General features: G+C 35.7%; 21 protein-coding genes. 5 read left to right on the forward strand and 16 right to left on the reverse strand.

Annotated elements, in window-relative coordinates; all coding sequences use genetic code 11:
* The 12 genes from cobA to LX80_RS02445 all read right to left on the reverse strand — a co-directional run bounded on the left by cobA (nucleotide 1) and on the right by LX80_RS02445 (nucleotide 12,486).
* On the reverse strand, nucleotides 1-840 hold the full coding sequence (gene cobA / locus LX80_RS02390) for a uroporphyrinogen-III C-methyltransferase (RefSeq protein WP_111293417.1): 840 nt from the start codon (nucleotides 838-840) through the stop codon (nucleotides 1-3).
* A gap of 68 nt (nucleotides 841-908) precedes the next feature.
* Complete coding sequence (cysK, locus tag LX80_RS02395) at nucleotides 909-1,820, reverse strand: cysteine synthase A (protein ID WP_111293418.1); 912 nt, start codon at nucleotides 1,818-1,820, stop codon at nucleotides 909-911.
* An 8-nt stretch (nucleotides 1,821-1,828) separates the two neighbouring features.
* Nucleotides 1,829-2,662 carry a serine O-acetyltransferase gene (locus LX80_RS02400; protein ID WP_111293419.1) on the reverse strand — a complete coding sequence of 278 codons (834 nt, stop codon included), beginning with the start codon at nucleotides 2,660-2,662 and terminating at the stop codon, nucleotides 1,829-1,831.
* 65 nt (nucleotides 2,663-2,727) lie between these two features.
* Nucleotides 2,728-3,969: a sulfate adenylyltransferase subunit 1 gene (locus LX80_RS02405; protein ID WP_111293420.1), complete on the reverse strand. Its 1,242-nt coding sequence runs from the start codon at nucleotides 3,967-3,969 to the stop codon at nucleotides 2,728-2,730.
* A gap of 19 nt (nucleotides 3,970-3,988) precedes the next feature.
* The gene (gene cysD / locus LX80_RS02410; protein WP_111293421.1) at nucleotides 3,989-4,894 is read right to left on the reverse strand and encodes a sulfate adenylyltransferase subunit CysD; all 906 of its coding nucleotides are present in this window, start codon (nucleotides 4,892-4,894) and stop codon (nucleotides 3,989-3,991) included.
* Nucleotides 4,895-4,914: 20 nt separating this feature from the next.
* Nucleotides 4,915-5,652 (reverse strand): phosphoadenylyl-sulfate reductase, encoded by a 738-nt coding sequence (locus LX80_RS02415; protein WP_111293422.1) that lies wholly within the window; start codon nucleotides 5,650-5,652, stop codon nucleotides 4,915-4,917.
* 234 nt (nucleotides 5,653-5,886) lie between these two features.
* The gene (locus tag LX80_RS02420; protein WP_111293423.1) at nucleotides 5,887-7,137 is read right to left on the reverse strand and encodes an NAD(P)/FAD-dependent oxidoreductase; all 1,251 of its coding nucleotides are present in this window, start codon (nucleotides 7,135-7,137) and stop codon (nucleotides 5,887-5,889) included.
* Nucleotides 7,138-7,147: 10 nt separating this feature from the next.
* Nucleotides 7,148-8,149, reverse strand: a complete 1,002-nt coding sequence (locus LX80_RS02425) for a 4-hydroxyproline epimerase (RefSeq protein WP_111293424.1) — start codon at nucleotides 8,147-8,149, stop codon at nucleotides 7,148-7,150.
* Between the two features lie 15 nt (nucleotides 8,150-8,164).
* On the reverse strand, nucleotides 8,165-9,628 hold the full coding sequence (locus tag LX80_RS02430; RefSeq protein ID WP_111293425.1) for an aldehyde dehydrogenase (NADP(+)): 1,464 nt from the start codon (nucleotides 9,626-9,628) through the stop codon (nucleotides 8,165-8,167).
* A gap of 33 nt (nucleotides 9,629-9,661) precedes the next feature.
* Nucleotides 9,662-10,570: a dihydrodipicolinate synthase family protein gene (locus LX80_RS02435; RefSeq protein ID WP_111293426.1), complete on the reverse strand. Its 909-nt coding sequence runs from the start codon at nucleotides 10,568-10,570 to the stop codon at nucleotides 9,662-9,664.
* Nucleotides 10,571-10,624: 54 nt separating this feature from the next.
* Nucleotides 10,625-10,852, reverse strand: coding sequence for a GYF domain-containing protein (locus tag LX80_RS02440; protein ID WP_111293427.1), 228 nt, complete (start codon nucleotides 10,850-10,852; stop codon nucleotides 10,625-10,627).
* Between the two features lie 53 nt (nucleotides 10,853-10,905).
* Nucleotides 10,906-12,486, reverse strand: coding sequence for a S41 family peptidase (locus tag LX80_RS02445; RefSeq protein WP_111293428.1), 1,581 nt, complete (start codon nucleotides 12,484-12,486; stop codon nucleotides 10,906-10,908).
* Nucleotides 12,487-12,589: 103 nt separating this feature from the next.
* Between LX80_RS02445 and LX80_RS02450 the strand changes: the two genes are divergently transcribed.
* The 5 genes from LX80_RS02450 (at nucleotide 12,590) to LX80_RS02470 (ending at nucleotide 17,835) form a co-directional block, all read left to right on the forward strand.
* The gene (locus tag LX80_RS02450; protein ID WP_111293429.1) at nucleotides 12,590-13,432 is read left to right on the forward strand and encodes an N-acetylglucosamine kinase; all 843 of its coding nucleotides are present in this window, start codon (nucleotides 12,590-12,592) and stop codon (nucleotides 13,430-13,432) included.
* Between the two features lie 9 nt (nucleotides 13,433-13,441).
* Nucleotides 13,442-14,272: an N-acetylmuramic acid 6-phosphate etherase gene (gene murQ, locus LX80_RS02455; protein ID WP_111293430.1), complete on the forward strand. Its 831-nt coding sequence runs from the start codon at nucleotides 13,442-13,444 to the stop codon at nucleotides 14,270-14,272.
* Nucleotides 14,265-14,831, forward strand: a complete 567-nt coding sequence (locus tag LX80_RS02460) for a hypothetical protein (RefSeq protein ID WP_111293431.1) — start codon at nucleotides 14,265-14,267, stop codon at nucleotides 14,829-14,831. The genes murQ and LX80_RS02460 overlap by 8 nt, the downstream gene beginning before the upstream one ends.
* A gap of 76 nt (nucleotides 14,832-14,907) precedes the next feature.
* Entirely contained in the window at nucleotides 14,908-17,133 is a 2,226-nt protein-coding gene (locus tag LX80_RS02465; protein ID WP_111293432.1) for a patatin-like phospholipase family protein, read from the forward strand.
* 69 nt (nucleotides 17,134-17,202) lie between these two features.
* On the forward strand, nucleotides 17,203-17,835 hold the full coding sequence (locus LX80_RS02470; protein WP_111293433.1) for a J domain-containing protein: 633 nt from the start codon (nucleotides 17,203-17,205) through the stop codon (nucleotides 17,833-17,835).
* A 5-nt stretch (nucleotides 17,836-17,840) separates the two neighbouring features.
* Here the strand turns inward: LX80_RS02470 and LX80_RS02475 are convergent, their stop codons facing one another.
* The 4 genes from LX80_RS02475 to LX80_RS02490 form a co-directional block, all read right to left on the reverse strand.
* Nucleotides 17,841-18,602, reverse strand: a complete 762-nt coding sequence (locus LX80_RS02475; RefSeq protein WP_111293434.1) for a DUF4197 domain-containing protein — start codon at nucleotides 18,600-18,602, stop codon at nucleotides 17,841-17,843.
* 121 nt (nucleotides 18,603-18,723) lie between these two features.
* Entirely contained in the window at nucleotides 18,724-19,575 is an 852-nt protein-coding gene (locus tag LX80_RS02480; RefSeq protein WP_111293435.1) for a DUF4397 domain-containing protein, read from the reverse strand.
* Nucleotides 19,576-19,587: 12 nt separating this feature from the next.
* Nucleotides 19,588-21,252 (reverse strand): SusD/RagB family nutrient-binding outer membrane lipoprotein, encoded by a 1,665-nt coding sequence (locus LX80_RS02485; protein ID WP_111293436.1) that lies wholly within the window; start codon nucleotides 21,250-21,252, stop codon nucleotides 19,588-19,590.
* Nucleotides 21,253-21,285: 33 nt separating this feature from the next.
* Nucleotides 21,286-24,426, reverse strand: a complete 3,141-nt coding sequence (locus LX80_RS02490; protein ID WP_111293437.1) for a SusC/RagA family TonB-linked outer membrane protein — start codon at nucleotides 24,424-24,426, stop codon at nucleotides 21,286-21,288.
* Nucleotides 24,427-24,579 lie beyond the last annotated feature (153 nt).

Below are 24,579 nucleotides of genomic sequence, written 5' to 3' on the forward strand. Positions count from 1 at the left end.
TTAGGTGTTGCTAACATAATCAAATAAAAAAGAAGGTGAAAAATTTAAATTATATGTTTGGCTTAATGCAGGAAAGTATAAAGCATTTTTAGAATTACTACTCTTAAACCAACTAAATGCAGTTGACAATTCAGCCACTTTACCCACAATTACTAAGGAAGGGGATAAAAAGCTTAAGTGCCCAAATTTCTCAGAAAATTGCAATATTGGTGCTGTAAACACACGCTGCAGTGGTGTACTAGCTTGTTCAATAACGGCAATCCATTTACTATGATCAATTCCGTTAGCAATTAAACTTTCAACTAGTTGATTCAAATTTGCAGAAGACATATACCAAACCAATGTATCAGATGTTGCCGCTAATTCTTTGAATTGATTATTTGAAAGTTCATTTGCATTATGCAAAGTCAAAAAACGAACTGCAGAAGCATAGTTTCGTGCTGTGAGTGGAATACCTGCGTATGCTGAAGCTGCTGAAGCTGCAGTTATTCCGGGAATAATCTCAAATGGTATTTTATTTTCCTTCAACACCTGTAATTCATCTAAAACATTGGAAAAAAAAGCAACATCACCACCTTTTAAGCGAATAACCAAAGCATGATTTGCAGCATAGTGTACAATTAAATCATTAATGGCATGCTGAGGTGTAGATACCTTTTTACTGCATTCTTTACCAACCGAAATAATGATTGCAGAGCTTGAAACATATTGATTTAAAATTTCTTCACTCACTAACCTATCTACCAATACAACATTAGCTGATTGTAAATATTTTACAGCTTTGATGGTAATTAAATCAGGATCACCCGGCCCTGCTCCAATTATTACAACTTTACCCATGGTTTTTTATTTATTAGTCTACTGAAATAGTAGAGTTATTGTTTAAAAAATTTAGTATTTAAATCACATTAAAACAAGCCATCTACCGATAGATAACGCTCACCTGTATCGTAATTAAACGTAAGTATTAATTTATTTTCAGGAATATTGGAAATAATTTGTGCTATTGCGGCCAATGATGCACCGGTTGAAATACCGGCTAAAATACCTTCCTTACGTGCCAGCATTTGTGTAAAATGAAAAGCATCTTCTTTACTAACTTTAATTACTCCATTCAATAATTCGGTTTTAAGTATGGCAGGTATAAAACCTGCTCCTAAGCCTTGTAAGGGATGCGGCCCCGGGTTTCCACCACTTAAAACAGGTGAAAGTTCGGGCTCAACTGCAAATACTTGTAATTGGGGCCAATGCTTTTTCAATACTTCGGCAACACCGGTTATATGACCACCGGTTCCAACCCCAGTTATTAAATAATCAACACCATCAGGAAAATCATTCAATATTTCCTGAGCTGTAGCTTGATGATGTATAGCTACGTTTGCAGGATTATTAAATTGTTGAGGCATCCAGGCATTGTTATTTTCCTTTAATAATTCATTGGCCTTTTCAATTGCTCCCTTCATTCCTTTTTCACGAGGGGTTAACACAAATTCAGCCCCGTAAATCGCCATTAGTTTTCTTCTTTCAACACTCATGCTTTCAGGCATCACTAAAATCACTTTATAACCTTTAACGGCTGCAACCATAGCCAAACCAATACCGGTATTACCGGATGTAGGCTCAATAATAATACCGCCGGATTTTAATAATCCTTTTTGCTCAGCATCTTCTATCATGGCAAGTGCAATTCTATCTTTAATGCTGCCACCGGGATTGGCACGTTCCAGCTTCATCCAAACCTGTTGGTGATTGGGAAAAATATGATTCAACCTTACATGAGGTGTATTACCAATAATGCCTAAAATATTATTTGCCTTCATAATAAATATTAAATAACATAATTTAATGGTTCGGGAAATGGATTATTGTCACGAACCTTTACTTCACTTTTATGATACACCACAGAAAATGGTTCAACACTATAGGTTAACCAAACATTACCTCCAATAATACTGTCGTGCCCAATAATGGTATCACCGCCTAAAATTGTAGCCCCTGAATAGATTACCACATTATCTTCAATAGTAGGATGCCTTTTGGTGGTAGCATCTTTTTTATCGACACTCAAAGCACCCAATGTTACACTTTGATATAATTTAACATTGTTACCAAGAATACAAGTTTCACCAATTACAACACCGGTACCATGATCAATAGAAAAAGAATGACCAATTGTAGCACCCGGGTGTATATCTATACCGGTTTTACTGTGTGCAATTTCAGTTAACAAACGAGCTAATAACCGCAGGTTCAGGTGCCACAATACATTGGAAAAGCGATAAACAGCTGTTGCAAAAAAACCCGGGTAAGCAACCAATACCTCTTCCAACGATTGCGCTGCCGGATCAGAACTTAAAATAGCTTGTGCATCCGCTAACAACACTTCGTACACTTCAGGAATCTTTTCAAAAAACTGATTGGTTATATCATCTATTGCTTTGGCATCGGGCAAAAAACCACTTACAATACTTTGAAATCGAACTTTTAAATCAGCATAATCACGTTGTATGGCCATTAAACCACCTAAGCCATTATTCTTGGGCACGAAACACAAATGAAATAAATCATCAATAAAACTTTCAGTAGCATGTTTATCGGGGAAAACCTGATAACATTTTTTATTGCGATGATACAATGTTTGTAAAAAAGTAGATTCGTTCATAACTAATAAACAATTATTTTAAATCATTGTTGCGCAATGAAATTATAACTTTTTAACGAATACTATCATTGTATCATACAAGCCCCTACTGTTACATTGGTTGCCTCATCAATTAAAATTGCTGCACCATTAACAGGTAATGATTCATATTTATCATAAACTAATGGCGTTGCCGTTTTTAAAGTTATTGATGCAATTTCATTCAACTGAATTTTATCTATGTGCTCCTGCTTAGTAAGTGAATCAACATTTAGCACATAATTGATATTTGTAACAATACATTTTACCAATGTGCTATTTAATTGTAACCAGTAACGATTGCCTATTTGCAAAGGTTTTGTATCCATCCAACAAATCATGCTGGAAAACGCTTTATCTGACAAAGGTTGTTGTTGAACAGGAACAATTACATTTCCTCTACTTACATCAACATCATCAGCCAAATGCACAATAATGCTTTGTGGCGCAAATGCTTCTTCCACATTTTTTCCATTGTGTTCAATAGATGCAATATGGGTATTAATACCCTGTGGCAAAACACTAACTGCATCTCCAACTTTTAGTATACCACTAATCAATTTCCCTGCATAACCTCGGTAATCATGCAAGGTTTCCCCTTGTGGTCGTATAACATATTGAACCGGAAAACGTGTAACAGATAAGTTAACATCATTGCGTACCGGCACATTTTCTAAAAATGACAACAACGAACTTCCATCATACCATGACATTGCTGTTGATTTTTCTACAATATTATCGCCCTTCAATGCACTGATGGGAATGTAGGTTACATTTTTTAACCCTAACTTTTCTGCCACAACGGCATAATCAATCATAATATTATTAAAAACATCTTCTGCATATCCCACCATATCCATTTTATTTACAGCCACCACCACATGCGGTATTTTTAAAATAGAAGCAATTAATGAATGTCGTCTGGTTTGTTCAACAACGCCATTTCGTGCATCAATTAATACAATAATTAAATTAGCGTTAGAAGCACCTGTAATCATGTTTCGGGTATATTGAATATGCCCCGGTGCATCGGCTATAATAAATTTTCGTTTAGGGGTTGAAAAATATTTGTAAGCTACATCAATGGTAATACCTTGCTCACGTTCGGCACGCAAGCCATCGGTTAATAATGCCAAATCAATTTCGCCCACTGCTTTATGCTTAGTTTGTTGTTGTATAGCTGTTAATTGATCAATCATGATTGATTTACTATCATACAATAACCTTCCTATTAAGGTACTTTTCCCATCATCAACACTTCCGGCAGTTATAAAACGTAAAATATCCATATGCACTTATTTACAATATTTAAAAATATCCGTTTTTCTTGCGGTCTTCCATAGCAGCTTCAGACACCTTATCATCAATACGAGTTTCACCACGTTCACTGGTTTTGGTAGCTACAATTTCATTAATAATTTTTTCAAGTGTATCCGCATTCGACTCCACAGCAGCAGTACAACTCATATCACCAACAGTTCTATAACGTACCCGCCTTTTTGTAATAACATCAGTTTCATCAATTTTAATATAAGGTGAAACAGCTACTAACTGACCTTCATGTTCAATTACTTCACGTTCGTGGGCAAAATAAATAGAGGGCAATTCTATTTGATGGCGTTGAATGTAATGCCAAACATCTAACTCAGTCCAATTACTAATGGGAAATACACGAACATTTTCTCCTTTGTGAATTTTACCATTGTAAATATTCCATAATTCGGGTCTTTGCAATTTAGGTTCCCATTGTCCAAATTCATCACGAACAGAAAATATTCTTTCTTTGGCTCTTGCTTTTTCTTCATCTCTACGAGCGCCACCTATACAGGCATCAAATTTAAATTCGTCAATGGCATCGAGTAAGGTAAATGTTTGTAAAGCATTTCTGCTGGCAAATTTACCCTTAGGTTCAGGTAAATTTTTAACTTTCATTGTATCTTCTACTTTCCTAACAATTAAATGTTCCTGAATTTCATGCACTAACTGATCTCTAAATGCCAGGGCTTCAGGAAAATTATGGCCGGTATCAATGTGTAATAAAGGAAAGGGAAAATTACCGGGTCTAAATGCACGCAAAGCCAAATGAACTAATGTAATAGAATCTTTCCCCCCACTAAACAGTAGAACAGGCCTTTCGAACTGACCGGCAACTTCCCTTAGAATATGAATAGCTTCTGATTCCAACTGATCTAAATGATCTAAATATCTTTCCATGTACTTTTCTTTAAATCGATTTACGATTGAATGGTTGTTAATTGGGAATGTATATGCAAGCCACATTCCTTTTTATTGGCATCTTCCCACCACCATCTTCCTGCTCTAAAATTTTCGCCGGGTTGAATGGCACGGGTACAGGGTGCACAACCAATGCTCACAAAACCTTTATCGTGTAACGGATTGTAAGGTATGTTTTGGTTTTGAATATAGCTTTTGACTGCTTCAGTTGACCAATGTAAAAGCGGATGAAACTTAAAAACTGCATAAGCACTATCCCACTCCAAGATGGGCAATTGTTGTCTATGCTGTGAATGTTCCGCTCTAAGCCCTGTAATCCATACTTTTTGATTGGCTAAAGCTTTTTGTAACGGTTGAACTTTCCGAATATGGCAACAGGTTTGACGGTTTTCAACTGATTGATAAAAAGCATTAGGGCCATTTTGGGAAACAAAATTTTGAATTTGCAAAGCATCAGGGTAATATGCCTTTATTTCTAAACCATATTTTTCCCTACTTCGCTCCCACACAGCATAAGTTTCAGGAAACAACCGTCCGGTATCTAAAGTAAAAGGTTGAATATTAATGTGATGCTGATATATCCAAAACAAAATAATTTGATCTTCCCAACTAAAACTGGTTGAAAAAACTACCTGATTTGGGAATGATTGAGCCAAAAAATCTAAAGCTTCCCATTCATTTTTTCCCTGAATTTGCCTTTGTAATTGTTGTAGTTGTTCGTTTGATGTATGATTCATTGTTGCAATTGTTTGTGATTAATTAAATTGTATTAAACTGATAATCAACAACAATTGCATGTTTTAAGGGTGTAAATTTTCAATAAAATACTCATTAGTCTACCAATTTAGTAGAGCAAATATAGTCTACCAAATTGATAGAGTAATTGAAATAAGCTTAAAATTTTTATTAACAACACAGAGCAATGGCTGAAATGCAGCAACAATAGATGTTATTATCAAAATAAAAATATTTTATTCAAATCGGTTAACATCAAAAGCCGATAAAGAAATAGAAGGTTGTTGCTCATTTAGCAACTCAGACACCAATTTCCCTGTACCTGCCCCTAAACTTAACCCCAACATAGAGTGGCCGGTTGCAACCACCAAATTATTCCATTGTTTTGGCTTGCCGATATAGGGCAAACCATCTGCTGAGCAAGGTCTAAACCCATACCAAACTTGTTCTATTGATGGAACAGGAACCATAAATTCAGGAAAGAATCTTTGCACTGCCTGCAATAAACCAACAACACGTTGCATTTTAGGTGGCGATTTAACGCTAGTAATTTCCATTGTTCCTCCAAAACGAATTTTATTTCCATCCATTGGTGTTAATGCAGCCCTTCCTTCCACCAAAATTGCGGGATGATTAATTTTATAAGGTGAATTTTCTAATGTAACGGAATACCCACGCCCCGGCATTAGTGGTATAGATAGTTTTAATTGTGCCGCTAATTCGCGGCTCCATGAACCGGCGGCCAAAACAACAGCATCAGCCTCATAAAAATTATTTTTAGTAATAACTGCATTAATTTTTTGTTGTTGGGTATTGAACCCGATTACAGGTTCATTACGCAACAAGGCAACACCGTTATTTTGTAAATACTGCAGCAATTGAGCCATTAATTTGTTAGGATATAAATGTGCATCGCATTGAAAAAAAATAGCCCCCAAGGCATTTATTTTGGTTTGAGGTTCCATTGCTTGCAAAGCATTATAATCTAACAATTGAGTATCCGTTAAACCTAATGCATGGGCTTTTTCCACCGTGTGCTTAGCATGTTCGGCCCCTTTTTCAGTTTGAAATATCTCTAACAAACCCTTGTGTTCATAGGCAAAATTAAATCCCGGCTGTTCGGCCAAAGCATTATACATATGTTGACTAAACAAAGCAATATCACGCAATGGGATGGCTGCTTTTTCAACTTTTTCCGGTGTTGCACTGCGCATAAACTTTATGCCCCAATCAATTAATGATTTACTGAATCGGGGTTGTACATAAAAGGGGCTGGTATCTTTCAGCATCCAACGCAAACCTTGCTGTACTATTCCCGGTGTGGCTAAAGGAATGAAATGGCTGGGACAAACATAACCTGCATTACCATAGGAACAATTATTCAGCATATCAGTTTGATCAATAACGGTAACCTGATGCCCCGATTGATACAAATAAAAGGCACTGCTTAAACCAATAATACCACCGCCAATAACTATAATTTTCATGTATAATTTTTTATAAAACTTGAAAACCTAATGCATAAGGATCATCATCCGTATCAATCTGTATGGTGTTATAGCCATACACTTTTGCCCAACCTTCAATAGCAGGTCGAATGGCGGGCTTTCCATCCAAAATCAATTCCTCGGCAATGGTTCCTTTGAATATAGAGCCTATAATACTTTCATGAATAAAAACATCGCCCTTTTTTAATTTTCCTTTGGTGTACCATTGAGCCATGCGGGCAGAGGTACCGGTTCCGCAAGGACTTCTATCAATGGCTTTTTCACCATAAACAACAGCATTTCTTGCGGTTGAAGTGGCATTCATTACATTTCCTGTAAATAAAACGTGGCTGCAACCACGAATGGTTTCATTTTCAGGATGCACAAAATTCATGGCTTTGTTTACTTCCCTTTTAATAATTTGCGCAAAGTGAATTAACTGGTCGGCCTTGTAATTATCTATCCCCAAAAAATTTTCTTGTTGGTCAACTATTGCATAAAAATTGCCACCATAAGCCACATCCACACTTAGGGTTCCCAATCCTTCACAGTAAACAGCTATATTTTCTGCAGCTAAATAAGCAGGAACGTTGGTTAGCTGAACACTTGTAACTTTTTTATTCTGCTCTGTATAAGAAATAGGCACAATGCCGGCCGGTGTTTCTAATCGCAAAGAACCCGGTTTTTTGGGTATGATCAATCCTTCTTGTATGGCAATAGTTACAGTACCAATTGTTCCATGACCACACATGGGTAAACAGCCGCTGGTTTCAATAAACAAAACGGCAGCATCATTTTCAGGTTGATGAGGTGGATATAAAATACTGCCACTCATCATATCGTGCCCACGGGGTTCAAACATCAGTCCTTTTCTAATCCAGTCATATTCTTTTAGAAAATATTGTCGTTTTTCGCTCATATTATTGCCATACAATACCGGGCCGCCGCCGGCCACTAACCGTACGGGATTGCCGCAAGTATGCGCATCAATGCAAAAGAAAGTTTTCTTCATATTTATATGGTGGCATTATATAGCAGCTTGGGTAAATTGTGCATTCACCATGCGCCAAATGTTTAATGGATTTTCATTTTTTAATGCAGAAGGAAGCAAGGCCTCAGGTGCATTTTGAAAAGCAACCGGCCTTACCCATCGTTTAACAGCGTGAATGCCTACAGCTGTGAAACGACTATCAGTACAAGCAGGAAATGGGCCACTGTGTACCATTGCAGGACATACTTCAACACCGGTAGGAACACCATTAAATACTAAACGTCCGGCAACATCAGCTGCAATATCAATTAATTCGGGTAGCGCTTCAAAATCAATTTTATTCCCAATAATTGAAGTGGTTAACTGGCCACTCACAGATTTCCAAACTTTCAATAACTCTTGTAAATCGGCACATTGTACAATTAAAGAGTAAGGTCCAAACACTTCTTCACGCAATAAGGGATTGGCTAAAAAAACTGATGCCTCAACTGTTGCAATAGTGGGCAACGCATCCATTTCATTAATGGGTTGCTTGCTTTGCTGTACCAGGTTTACCCCTTTTTGGGCCAATGCATTTTTCATTTTATTAAAGTAAGCATCGTGTATGCCTTTGTGTAGCATAGGTGCAGGCATTGCCTTTTCAATTTGTTCACTTAATGTTTGCAAAAAAACCGGCATATATTCATTCGCAATACCTAATATTAAACCCGGATTAGTGCAAAATTGCCCCATACCCAAAACAATAGATTGGGCATATTCCTTTGCAATGGCTTCAGCCCTTTCATGCATGGCATTAGGCAGTAGTACAACAGGATTTATACTGCCCATTTCGGCAAAAACCGGAATGGGCTTTTCGCGTTCAGCGGCATATTGCATTAATGCTTTTCCACCACTTAATGAACCGGTAAACCCAACGCCAGCGGTTAAAGGATGTTGCACTAAATTTTTTCCTGCTTCAAAAGAGGTGTCAGTTACGTGTTGCACAATGTACTGTGGCATTTTATTGGTAGCTATGGCTTTCTGTATGGCACTAAATACCATGGCCGATGTTGCTGCATGTGCAGGATGTGCTTTTACCACTACCGGGCAACCGGCAGCTAAAGCACTTGCAGTATCGCCACCAGCGGTTGAATAAGCAAACGGAAAATTACTGGCACCAAAAACTATAATCGGGCCAATAGGAAATAACATTCTTCTTAAATCAGGCTTAGGTGGTGTTCTGTCAGGTATAGCAGTATCTATAACTGCCTCAACCCAACTACCTTCTAACAGCATATCAGCAAACAAATGGAGTTGATTGGTCGTTCTGAATCTTTCACCCTTTAGTCGTTCAATGGGCAAATTAGTTTCATTGGCGGCTTGTTGCAATAATGTATCGCCTAATGCTTCAATTTCAAAAGCAATGCTGCGTAAAAAATCAGCTTTTTGTTTAGGAGAGTAGTGTTTATATGACTGAAATGCTTGATATGCATTTTGCATAACTTCATCAATTGCTACCATAATTTCCGAATTTAAAAGTTACCAAATTTAAAGTTACACATTCGGCAAACCGGGATGATTGGCTACACATTTTTTAATTAAGTTTAAAACATTTTCAAGTTCAGCACCTTCGGGCATTAAGCGTGGTGAACGAACATATGCAGTTCCCAAACCGGTAACCTGTTGTGCCAATTTAATGTATTGCACCAATTTCGTATGAATATCTAACTCTAATAAGGGTAAAAACCATCTGTGCAATGCAATTGCTTCGTCAATTCGTTTCTGTTGTATTAATTCATATAAAACCACCGTTTCACGGGGAAAAGCATTCACCAAACCGGCAACCCAACCATCAGCCCCCATTATAATGCTTTCGGCTGCAATAGTATCCACCCCACAAAACAATGCAAAACGCTTCCCGAAATTATTTTTCAAAACAGTTAGGTTAGTAACATTTCTGGTAGATTCTTTGATGGCAATGATATTTTCATGTTTCGCCAATTGATTTAAAATTGTAATGGTTAATTCTGTACCATAGTCAACCGGATTATTGTATAACATAATTGGCAAATTAGTGGCAGCAGCTACTGATTGCAGAAAATAAGTAGTTTCTCTTGCATCACTTTTATACCGCATAGGTGGCAGCAGCATAAAGCCATTGGCGTTATTGGCCTCGGCCATTTTTACCGTCTCAAAAGCTTCCTTTAATGTGGCGGCAGCTATATTTAACAAAACCGGCACTTTGTTTTTATTGGTGTTTATGGCAGTTTGCAATAACTGTTCTTTTTCTTGTAATGATAAAACCGCTGCCTCACCCAACGAACCACCAATAATAATGCCATGCACACCGGCATTTAATTGTGCCTGAATTTGATTATTAAATAAGGGTAAATCTAATGTGTCGTGTTGTGTAAAAGGAGTAGTTAATGCGGGAAAAATACCTTTCCAAATATGTGCTTCCATTTTTTTTGCTAAAGCTACACAAGAAAATTGTACAAATTAAAAGCAAGAAAAAATTTATTTCAGGAAGGAAAAGAGTTTTTGAAAAAAAGAAAGATTATGGTTAACCGGTTGAGCAGTAACTATACAAGGAACTAAATGTGCTAATTGTTCTACAGGAGTCCAATCTTCTAAGCCTTCATACCATATTTTATCGGTAACTTTTAGCCCTTTTTGAGCAATTTTTTTACTATTAAAAGGGCCTATGATAAGCTTATCTTTTCGTAAAATATAAATTTTTTCCATTAAGCAAGTTCGGTTTACACATCGTTAATTTCTTAAACGCATTACTTTTACAACTATTGCAGTACTTGCAATGCTTTTTTAAAAGTTTCATTATTGGCATTCATTATTTCGTAAAAACCCGTAGTGCCAAAAAGTTGACGTGCCAATAAAGCTTTAATATGCACAGCCAGTTCCTTCTGTGCTTCTGCATTTTTCGGCATTTGCAATGAGTCGGCCTGTAAATAATTTTCCAGTTCCTTCCAATTATTTGTGTTGAGTTGAAAGGACTGCTGAAATTCATTTATATTTTTAAAATTATGAAAATAGGTTGAATCTTTCAGATATAATTTATACACATACCTGTTAATAGTATTCTTGGCAAAAATTTTGTCGAGTGAAGCACGGAATAAAGTTGTGTCGAATGGCACAAAAATATCGGGTGTAATTCCGCCACCACCGTACACTAAATGTCCATTGGGTGTTTTAAATGCAGGACCTTTTAGTTTAGAGGAATCTAACTTAAGCAACTCACCATCATGAAAACGATTAATTAACTCTTCATCGTAAGCATCTTTACCTTTATTATAGGGTTTTTGTATATTTCTTCCCAAAGGCGTATAATAACGTGCAACTGTTAACCGAAGTGCGCCCCCGTTACTCAATTGAAATTGTTGTTGCACCAACCCTTTACCAAAAGTTCTTCTACCCACTATTGTTGCTCTGTTCCAATCTTGCAAAGCTCCGGATAACACTTCGCTGGCAGATGCGGTAGTTTCATTTACCAAAACCACTAAAGGATTTTTTTCAAAAATGCCATCCCGTTTACAACGGTAATCAATACGTGGCGAATGTGCCCCTTCTGTATAAACAATTAGTTTTTCATCATCCAAAAACTGATCGGCAATAGCAGTAGCTTCTGTTAGAATTCCGCCACCATTACCTCTTAAATCTAATATTAATTTTTTCATTCCCTGCTTCTGCAATTGCTCCAATTTTTGCATAAACTCTTCAAAGGTGCGTTCCCCAAACTTGTTAATTTTAAGATATCCAATATCGGGGGTTACCATATAAGCAACATCTACGGAAGGAACTAAAATGCTGCCTCGTGTTAGAGCTAATTGTATGATTTTTCCATTACGTAAAAGCGTTAATTTAACCGTTGATCCGGCGGGACCGCGCAACTTACTTTTAATACTATCTGTTGATAATTTACCAACAAGATTGATTGTGTCATTGGCTTTTAAAATAGCATCACCTACTCTAATTCCCGATTTCTCTGCAGGACCGTTGGGCATAACTCCCAAAACATTGATGGTATCATTGAATACCTGAAACTCAACGCCAATTCCTTGAAAATTGCCCATCAATTCTTCATTCACCTCCTTTAAATCTGCCGGTGAAATATAAACAGAATGGGGATCTAAATTGGCCAATGTTTGCTGAATAAGTGCTTGTTTAAAACTATCGGGTTTAATTTCGTCAACGTACTTATTGTCAATTAAATGAATGATTTCCTGTAATGTTGAAGGTGCCCCATTTTTTAAAAACCCATCGGAAGAATTATTTACATTAAGCTGATAACCCAAAACCATTCCTATTACCAAAATAACCGCCAATAGAAAAGGTAACCAAATACTTAATTTTTTTCCTGACATATTAAGTTGCTTCTTTGTATCTTGATTTGAATTTGCGAATATCTGTATTAATGTTGAAATGTATGGGTATTGTTGCACACATTTACAGTATAACCTTATAATTATGGCAGTTAAATTAGTTGCAGACAGTGGCGCTACCAAATGCGAATGGTGCCTGATACAACCTCGTAAAACAACCAGTTTTGTTACCCAAGGCCTTAGCCCCTATTTTTTAGGCAAAGAAGCAATGACTGACATAATTCGAAAAGAAGTATTACCTAACTTATCAAAAAATACAAGCATTGATGCAGTTCACTTTTATGGAACCGGTTTGGGTAATTCCAATCACGTTAAAATGGTACTCAATGTACTAAAATCAATCTTCCCTAAAAGCAAAATTGAAGTGAATACCGATATTTTGGCAGCAGCCAGAGCATTATGTGGAAATGAAAATGGTATAGCCTGTATTTTAGGAACCGGCTCTAATTCATGTTATTACAATGGCAAGAAAATTGTAAAAAACAGAGCAGGTATCGGTTATATATTAGGCGATGAAGGCAGCGGCGCCTATTTGGGTAAAAAAGTAATTCAATATTACTTGTATGAAACCTTTGATGCGGAATTAATGGAGAAATTTAAAAAACAATATGGCCTCAGCAATACTGAGATTTTAGAAAATGTATATCAAAAGCCATTAGCGAATCGATATTTAGCAAGCTTCACCCTATTTCTTGCAGAAAACCGCGGCCATTATATGATTGAAAATATTATTGAAGATGGTTTAAACGATTTTTTTTATCAACATTTGCTTAAATACAAGGAAATTTGGGAATATCCTATTAATTTTATTGGCAGTGTTGCATTTGGATTTAGCGATATTTTGCAGGAACTTTGTGCCACATACGAATTTAAAGTAGGCAAAATACTGCAAAAACCTATGGAGGGGTTAATTGCCTATCATCGATAATAAGTAAACATGAACCAACAGACGAAAATTACGGAACAAGCATCCAAATACCGACATTTAGAAAAAATGTCGGTGATGGAAATTTTACAACATATTAATGACGAAGATAAATCTGTACCCATAGCTGTTGAAAAATCCTTACCCCAAATTGAAGCCTTAGTTTCTGCCATTAGCGATGTAATGTTGGCCGGTGGACGTTTATTTTATATTGGTGCAGGAACCAGTGGCCGTTTAGGCATTTTAGATGCCAGTGAATGCCCCCCCACATATGGTGTTCCCTACGGTTTAGTAGTAGGCATTATTGCAGGCGGTGAAAAAGCAATTACACAGGCTGTAGAAAATGCCGAGGATGATACTGAGCAAGGTTGGAAAGACCTTCAACAATACAATATCAGTAAAAATGATTTTGTGGTGGGTTTAGCGGCCAGTGGCAGTACACCTTATGTTATTGGTGCTTTGCAAGCTTGTAAACAAAACAACATACTTACGGGTAGCATTTCCTGTAACCCCAACTCTGACATAAGCAATATAGCCGATTTCCCAGTTGAAGTAATTGTAGGTCCTGAATTCGTTACCGGAAGCACGCGAATGAAAAGCGGAACTGCACAAAAATTAGTATTGAACATGATTTCCACCAGTGTTATGATTCAATTAGGCAGAGTTGAAGATAACAAAATGGTAAATATGCAATTAACAAATGCAAAGTTGGTTGATCGCGGTGCCAAAATGGTTATGGAACAACTGCACAATATGACCTATGAACAAGCAAAATCTTTATTATTGCAGTATGGCAGCGTAAAAAAAGCCATAGAAGCTGCTAAGAGTCATCAACATGCATAATATTGAACCTTTTTATAATTGGCGGCATATCTATATTTCTGAAGAAGATAAACATTCACCCTTCTTTGGAAGAACTTATAGTGAATTTGAATACTCTCACACCGTATATAATTACTACATTCATCCACAATGGGACGATTTTGGGAGTAGAACATTGTATATTAAAATTTTATTTGCCGACTATGATGCCCACTATGCCATAATTGAGATGCTTGGCGAATGGAACGATGCTATTGAAAATGATATTATGGAATTAAAACGCGAAGTTTTAGATCCGCTTTTCTCCGAACATATTACTAAATACATTTTAATTACTGAAAACGTATTAAATTTTCATAGCAGCGATAAAGAATATTACCAGGAATGGTTTGAAGAAGTAACTGAAGAAAATGGATGGATTGTAGCATTAAATATGCCTTTAGCAACACAACAAGATTTTAAAAAACAAAAGCTGAATTATTATATTGAACTTTTGGAAATACCCGAGTGGCGTGTATTTAAACCCCAACACCTTTTTAAGAAAATAGATGATATGTTTGCCAAGCGTTTAAGTACTTAGCAATTTTTAAAACCAATTTTATATTCATATTTTGTAGCTCTGCTGCTTTCGTGTATATTCACACTTCATTCCCGGTATGAAGGTAGTAGTAACTTATATCCTGCTTTTATTTTATACATCAAATCTTTTTGCACAACAACCTGCTGTAGGCTTAACATTAAGTGGCGGTGGTGCCAAAGGTTTGGCGCATATCGGCATTTTAAAAGCTATCGATTCTGCACAACTGCCCATAAGTTATGTAACCGGAACCAGTATGGGTGCAGTAATTGGTTCTCTTTATGCAATAGGTTATTCAGCCGACACTATTGAAAAAATTGCTCGTCAAACCAATTGGGATCAACTCTTATCCAATAGTATTTCTCTTCGCTCATTTAGCATGCAAGAAAAGGATGATTATGGGAAATATGCAATTGAATTACCATGGGTAAACAACAGTTTTCGTCTCCCCAGTGGCGTTATTGAATCGGAAGAATTATGGCTTAAACTAAACGAGTTATTTTTTCCTGCCTATCAAATAAAAAATTTCAAACAATTTCCAAAAGCATTTGAATGTATTGCAACCAATATTTCAACCGGTGATGGCGTAGTATTGGATAGTGGCGAAATTGTTTATGCAGTGCGGTCCAGTATGGCCATTCCTTCCGTTTTTACAGCAGTAGATTATCAAGGAAAGAAATTAGTAGATGGAGGTGTGGTAAGAAACTTTCCCGTTATTGATGCACAAAAAATGGGAGCAAATTATTTAATAGGAAGTAATGTAGCCGGGGGTTTACTACCACAAGAAAAAATAAACAACATTATTCAAGTACTATTGCAAATTGCATTTTTCAGAAATGATGAAGACGCCATTAAAGAGAAAGCTTTATGTAATATTTATATTCCCCAACATTTGGAAGAATACAATATGGGCAGTTTTGGCTCTGCTAACGAAATTATTGATTCGGGAAATGTTAGAGGAGAAATGTACTATCCTAAATTTAAACATATTGCCGATTCTTTGCGTTCCATTTTTGGTCCACTTCATTTTGAAAAACAAGCTTTACCCAAAATTTCATCTGTAAAAATAACTGCATTTACAATTCATGGCTTGCACCAAACTGATGCCAGTTTCTTTTTAAAACGCATGCAATTTTCATTAAACCAATGGTATAGCGCTAACGATTTATCTGAACACATCAGAAAAGCCTTTGGAACTCGTTATTACAATAAAATTGTGTATTCATTATTACCCATAACCGATACTACTGCACAAATTATTTTTGATGTTGAAGAGAACCCATTAACATTTGCTAAATTGGGTATTAATTACAATCAATTTACAGGCATCAGTTTAATTACCAATTTAACTAGTAGAAACTTTTTCACTCCCTATTCAAAAAGCCAAATTACCGTTAACATAGGCGAAAACATGCGTTTAAGGGGTGAGCATATTCAAAATTTTGGAAAACATAAAGCTTTCTCCGCTACAGCAACAGCCCAAATAGAATCGCTTAGCATTAACAGCTATAACAATTTTTCGAAACAAGGATTATTTAAACAAAATTATTTTCTTGGCGACTTAAATGTACGCTACTCTCCTACTCGCGAACTATCTGTAGGAACCGGCATTCGTTTTGAAAATTTATATTATAAACCCCAAATACCCGCTGCATTTGAAGCAAGAGGCGGTATCAGCTATTTTAACCCCTATCTGTTTATAAAAGCCAATTCACTTACCAATTCAATATATCCCAAAAATGGCAGTAAAACAGATATTGAATTAGGTGCAGTCATTAATCAAACACCCAATGTTGATTATTACATCAATGGCACTGAAGTACAAAACCTCGATTCTATTGGTATTCAATATAAAAATTACTATCGGGCATTCATCAATGCAGAAAAGTATATTCCTATTACAAAAAAGAAAACATTGTTTACCCAATTTCAAGGCGGCTTTAATTGGCGAAATGCAGGTGATGTTATTAACGCATTTAATGTAGGCGGATTAACCAACGTTTATAAAAACCAAATAACGTTTGCCGGATTAGCAGAAGGAACTGTTGTTACGAATAGTATTGCAGCTATGCAAGTGGGTTTACGTTATCAAATTTTTAACAATGGTTATATTATTCCCAGGGCAAATGTGGCTTTTTATGATTTTATTAATGGAAATTTTATGCCTGAAAAAGCAAAATTTTTATCGGGTTATGCCATTTCATTTGGCTACAATTTTGTTTTAGGTCCACTTGAGATTAGTGTAATGTATTCAGATCAAAGTAAAATGCTTTTACCCTATATAAACTTGGGTATTCCCTTTTAAATAAAACAAGTTAAGCCTAGCCTTGTTATTGTATGTTAATGCTTTACTTTGTGAGGCTAATAATATAGCATGGAAGATTATTATCAAATATTAAGGGTTCATCCCAATGCCAGCGAAACTACAATTAGAAAAGCATACAGAAAACTGGCACTGCAATACCACCCCGATAAAACCGGAAATTCGGAAGAATTGAATGCCTATTTTAAAAAAATAAATGAGGCATACAAAGTACTATCCAATGCAGAACAAAGAAAACAGTTTCATTTACAATATTATGCACTACACCATTATGAACCTCTTTTAAACAATAGTAACGAAATATTATCTGCATGTAAAAACTTATTAAAGCAAATAATTCAACAGGGTGATTATATAAATGAAGAAGCGATTGTGTTGAACATTCAAGAAAACATTTTAAACGACAATAATTTGTTCATTCTAAAAACCGAAAAGAACAAGTTTATTCAGCAACAAATTCAAAAAGAGATATTACAAATTGTTAATAAATTGAATTTCATAAATGGAAATGATTTGTATAATTTTTTAATAAAAAAATTTCCATTTGCCGAAGAAGTTGAAAAAGAAATGTTTTTGGAAGTATTAAAGAAAAAGAAACAAGAATATTATTGGGATAAATACAAATTCTTTTTGGCATTGTTAATTGCCCTACTTATTTGTTTAGGCATTTATTCCATAACTTAACCTCATTATTTAGCAAAAACTTTTTTAAGTAAATCAGTAGTTCTTGCTAATGGATCTTTTCTAATTTTTTGTTCTTCTTGTGCAACCTGATAAAATAAACCATTTAAAGCTTTTTCAGTTACATAACTGGTAAGATCCGGATTAATTTTTTTAACAAATGGCACTTTGTTATAAGTTGAAAATACAGAATTCCAATATTTGGTTGCATCAACTTTCTCTAATGATTGCGCCACAATAGGTTTGAATGCTGTTGTTAAAGAAGCTGTTGTTTTTTCACGCAAATAATGTGTAGCGGCAGAATCACCGCCTTGCAATAGTTGCATTCCATCTTGAATAGTCATTCCTTTAATTGCATTCACAAAAATAGGTGCAGCACTTTTAGCCGCATCTTCAGCAGCCCTATTCATAGCCAGTACAGCATTATCAACTTCATTACCCAACCCCATATCACGTAAAGTTTTTTCAACTTTTTGTGCTTCAGGGGGCATTAATATTTTTATGGCATTATTTTTAAAATACCCGTCTAAAGCTGAAAGTTTTGTAACACTATTATTAGTACCCACTTCTAAAGCCTGCTTCAATCCGTTTATAATATCATCTTTCGACAATGCTGTTCCGTTAGTACCACCTTTTATTAAACCAGAAACTGCAGAAACTGCATTATTAGCAGTTGAATCTTTGCCATTATTCAATAAACCCTTTAATATTTGAGCTTGCGAAACATGTATCAACAAAAAAAGACTAAGAGAAAAAATAAGTTTTTTCATATATTCAATTATACTATCGAAGTTAAGGCTAAAGTTAAATATAGAATAATGATAATTGTTAAAATAGGGAAATAAAAAGGCTGCATTACTGCAGCCAAAAAACGAATCGCCGAAAAAAAATTTATTGATTAATATAAGATGAAAGGGTCCTTGCTTTTGTACCTGTTGTTAGATTAGCATTTCCTTTATAATATAAGGTGAAAACCCGTTGGGGCGATGCACCTGTTAAATTGGTTGAAAAAGGCAACTTTGCTAAAATTGTTCTATTTGCTAATGGAGTATTAGAAGGTTGCCCGGGAGCAAGAGAACGAGTAACATAAAAAGTATCTACCACCCCCGTATTATACCCTAAACTTTGAAAGGCTGTAGTTGAATCAGGTGGAATATTCGTTAAGATAGTAGTATTTCTTGCATAAGAAAATACATCCACTTTTTTTCCAACTGTATCATTTAACACAGCATGAATAAAACGCAAACTAATATTTCCAGGTAATGGTGTCGTAAATACATCTTGCACAAAAATTCTAGAAGAATCACGTTTTGATAAAATAGAATCTGTAATGAGTAGTGTATAAAAACTTCCCGGATTTAAATTTTTGGTAAAAGCAAACAATTGCACAGAATCCTGTTTAATTACCCCGGGTATAGAAAAGTGAAACTGTTGTAAACCTGCAGGCACTGCCATATAGGTATTTGTAATGGTAGATGTATTAGGATTAACAGCATTCGGGAAAAGACCACCGTACGTTAAAAAAGGTACATTATTTAATCGAATATTTCCTAAATACACATTAAAGGTATCCTGTGCTCCGGTTGATAAACGAAAAAATGGAGAGGCATGAATAATTTTTAAATACGCTTTTGTTGAATCAACCACCTGATAAGGAGTGTTGATTATAAATGTTTTTTTGCATGCATAAGCAGCCACAAAAAACATAAAAACTAAAAATAATTTAACAAAAATTCGCTTCATGTTATAATAATTTTATTGTTGTGAAAACCAGCATTCGTATGTATGATAATCTAAATTCAGCCCACCAACTTTTTGTAAAGAAGGGATATCGTACAGATATTCTGAATTATATCGAGGTCTTGCTCTATAAACATACTTACCATTATTATTAATAAACAATGTGCCACCACCCGGAACAAAATCAGCATACACTTGTGCACCGGTAACAGGATCTAAATCGGTATAATGAAACCGACGCATATCAGCCCAGGTTTCATGTACCCCCCAACCGTATAATGCAATGTATTTTTGAAGCATAATTTGGGTTAGCGTTAAATTACCCGGATTAGTTGGAACAACATTTGGATTAGTTAAATAAGCCGATTTTGATGATGGTGTAATTAAAGCAAAAGAAGGAACATTAAATGAATACTGATTGGCAAGCATATCAAAATGTAAAGAAATTCCATTAGTGTATGCAGCTAAGGCTGTAGCTTTATCACCTTTACGATAAGAAGCCTCCGCAATAATAAACTGCATTTCTGAGGCAGTCATTACCGGGAATTGTGCTGTATCTCTAAACACAAATCTACCCGAGTCAGCCAAAGGCGCACCTACAGACGTAAATGGATTTCCCCAAAAATTTTTAGGTAAATCGGGCGTTAAGATTCCTGCTGAACCTTGACCTGGCTGCACCCCCTTGAATGTACCATTTGAATTTTCACGTATTAAATACCATGCTCTGGGGTCTTGAACACCTGTAAATGCAACAGAATTTAATCCAGACAAAAGATTAGCAACGTAGGCAGATTGACGAAGACTTCCAATATTACCTCTAAAAGGACCAAAATAATTGGATGTACCTGAAGTTTTTTGCCCGGCAAATTTCAGTGTAATATTATCTGAGTTACTTGCAGGGCCAAGATTTGCATAGTAAATGGCAGAATCGGCATAGTGATTAGATAAATAAGCAGACTTATTAGACAAGTATTGGTAAGATCGAGCCAATACACCATAAACAAATTTCTTCCATTTATTTACATCGCCTTGATTCATGTAAGCATCCCCAATAGCTAAGTTAGCAGCACTTACAGCACCATCAGTTCTGTTTAAATTAGTTAAAGCCCTATAACAAGTAGCCCTAACAGTGTCATACACATCAGATGGGTCATCATAGTTAAATTGCTGCAAACTAGTGTTAAAAGCTTGTTTCAAAATAATACTATTGTATTGATTCACCATTTCTAACCACCCCCATGCACGAATGGCCTGTGCAACACCAACGTAATCCCATTTCTGCTGTTGGCTACCCCATTCTATAATTCTATTCAAATTTTGGCCTTGACCATAATAAAACATAGCCCAAACAGAACCTAATAAATCACTGCCACCTACTGTACCACCCATCTGATCGTATTGGGTACCCCCATTATCACTCGAGGTTACTGCATAATTATTCCAATACTGTATATACCTGCCAATAATTGTAGCATCACCACCCAAGCCATAACCGCTACCGGCTGAAGAAGCATTACCCAAAAAATTACCTATAACACCCGGCAATAAACTTTCAATGGGCTCAACGGTTTGTGCATTAGGGTTTTGATAAGCAGCATCAATTTTTTTTGAACAACTATTCAAAAAAATTAGTATAGCTACTAAAGAAAATACACCAGTTTTTATTTTTATATTTTTCATAATATCTTTTTTTTGCTTTGCAATGAAATGAAATTAAAATCCGGCACGTAAACCAACATTTACTGAAATGGGTGTGGCTATGTTTCCAAAATCAAATCCAAAAGCCCCTACCCCTTTTGTTGCGGCAGTATTGCCGTTTACAGCAGGATCTGCACCATTGTAATTCGTAAACAATATCAAATCATTACCGGTAACAAAAAAACTTAATGATCTAAAACCTTTTAGTTTCTTCACTACATTCTCAGGCATTAAGTAATTCAAAGTAATATCGCGTAATCTTAGCCAATTCACATTTTTTTGAATAAACTCCTCATCAGGCATACCGGTAGTTTCACCATAATATGCTGTACTGTTATAGTAAGGTGTAATTAAAATATTATTGACTGTAGGATTACTTGTGTTTTCTAACCCATCTTTTAAAACACCGCTTACAACCCTGGGTTTCATTCTATCATTTGTACGTGGACTTTTTCCGATATTCGTTAAATACATATCGGTTGCATTAAATATATCGCCACCAACTTTTAAATCCCACAAAAAGTTTAAGCTCCAATTTTTGTAACGTAAGCTATTAATTGTACCCAATGTAAAAGCAGGGTTTCTGTCGCCGATAGGAATAAAGTTTGCATTCACTAAGGGCAAGCCGGTTGATGGATTGATTAGAATTTTACCCTGATTATTACGCATGTAACCGTAACCCGTAATTAATGTGGTAGGATGATTTCTTACATAACCGCCACGAGCATTAGCATATAACCAAGTATCAGAAATATAATAATCCATATTTTGGGCAATAGAAGCAGGTATAGCAATAACATTGCTCCACATATGATTGAAATTGAAACGAATATCCCAACCCCAATCCTTCTTACGAATAGGTGCTACATCCATTGTAATTTCAACACCCTGATTACGTGATTCGGTTGCATTTTGAGTATTTAACACAAATCCGGTACCGTAACTGGCCCTAAAACCAACACTAATTTGGTCAGTACAATGTGTGTTATAATATGCTGCTTCCAATGAAATTAAATTGTTGAATAATTTAAATTCTGCACCTACTTCATAAGTTTGCTGTTTTTCAGGTTTTAAGTTGGGATTATTATTATAAAAACCGTAAGAATAAGCAGGAATAATTGAACTTGATAAATTATTTACAAATACAGATTGGTTAGAATAAGGATCTGCTAACCTTGCAGTTGTTGCCGATGAGGCTCGAAGTTTAGCATAATTAATAACATTCCCTTTTTTAATCCATGGGAATATGTCGCTAATTATTGCACTGGCACTAAATCCGGGATAATTATAATTTCTATTGGCTTTAGGGAATACAGATGCAGCCTCAAAACGATGCGTATAACTTAAAAATAATAAGTTCTTGTATCCAAAGCCTGCTTCAAAGAAATAGGCAGACTGACGAATGATATTTAAGTTGGGTAAACCATATGCATTACGAAGTAATCTAATACGCGTACCTGGTGAAGTATTGCTGCTGTCGGTACTAGTAGAATCAATTAATCTGCTTCCGCTAATAGCAAATTCAGAAGTTTCATAATCCTGCCACATTGTTCCAACCATTCCACGGAATGAAAAATTTTTAACTGTTTTATTGGCTGTAGCAGTAATGGTATGATTATAACCTTTGTAGGTTAAATAGTAATTGTCTAACGAACCACCGGTTGCTTGTGTTAACAAACTTGATTCCGGATGATAAAAAGTATAACCATTTGTTTTATAGGTATCATATCCAAATCGTCCGGCAATATTTAACCATGAAAACGGATGAATATTCACTCCTAAAGTACTTACTATTCGGTCGGTTTTATCCTGACTGTGATTCTTTGCTACACTAAAAAATGGATTGTCAATTAACTCTGAATTATAGGTAGTGGCATATAATAAACGCTTATTGCCGGTTTTATCTAAGTAATTAGCTGCATTATCGGTTGTAGGCCATGCATATAAATCCAGTAAAAAACCGCCGGCCCCTCTAATGGGTTTATCATTAATGGTATTGATATAAGAGATGGTAGGATTGAAATCAATATATTTATTAATTTTTGTATAATTAGAAAGACGTAAATTTATGCGCTTAAAAGTATTGTTGGGAATAACACCATCTTGATCAAAATAAGCACTTGAAAAACGAAAGCCAACATTTTTCTTTCCAAAATCAACACTTAAATTATGTGCTTGTGCAAAACCGGTTTTAAAGAAGTTATGAATATTATCATAGGTTTTTGTATCAGAAGGTAAAGCGGGGCCAAAATAAGTAAATGAGTTAAATAACGGCAATCCATTTGCGCCTGGACTATAATTGTTGTTTAGTTTAGGAAAACGATTTACCCTTTGTATTCTAAAGCTATTATCATAACCAACTGCAAAACGTCCATTCATATTTGGCCGCTTTGTAGTTATTACTATGGCGCCTGAACTAGCCTGGCTACCATATAATGCAGTAGCTTCAGGGCCTTTCAATACAGTTACAGATTGAATATCGCTGGGGTTTAAGTCTGCAATACGATTGGTATAATCGTTATTTCTATTTGGCCTGTCAGAAGCTAAACCAATACCTGAACCACCATTAGAAGTTTCATTAAACGTTGAATTATCTACAATAACACCATCCACAATAAATAATGGCTGGTTACTTAAGGAGGCAGAATTAAAACCCCTTAAAATAATGCTGGAAGAAGCGCCTGCCTGACCATTGGTAGGCGTGATAGTTAAGCCGGCAACCCTTCCTTGCAAACTATTTACAAAATTCTCACGTTGGGTTTCGGCAATTTCCTTTCCGGAAATAGTTTGAACAGAATATCCTAATTCTCTTGGTTTTCTTTTAATATCCATAGCCACTACCACTTCATCCAAATCGGCAGCGGCACTTTTCAAACTTAAATTAATCCGTTCACCGGTCACTTTAACAGATTGCGGCGCAAAGCCTACATGGCTAATTTCCAATGTTTGCCCTTTAGCAGCCTTAATTACAAATATGCCCTCTTCATTTGTTTGGGTAGCAATATTGGTTCCGGCAACTTTTACAGATACACCCTGAATGGGCGTTTTCTTTTCAGCATCTAAAATTTTACCAGAAATGGTTTGTGTTTGCGCATATAAAATTTGTAAACCCAACACAAACATAAGTAGCAGAATAACGCCCTTACATTTTCTCATAAGCAATTTTTTAAGCAATTTTAGTCATTTTTGAAACTAAATTAAGTTTATTTCGAAATGCTATTTTCATTAAAAATTGCAAAATACTGCAACTTTACCAGTAATAGCATAAGAAATACGCAACTTAATTGCCAAAACAATCGGCAATACATA

The organism is Hydrotalea sandarakina, from assembly GCF_003254115.1.
In the GTDB taxonomy this organism is placed as follows: Bacteria; Bacteroidota; Bacteroidia; order Chitinophagales; family Chitinophagaceae; genus Hydrotalea; species Hydrotalea sandarakina.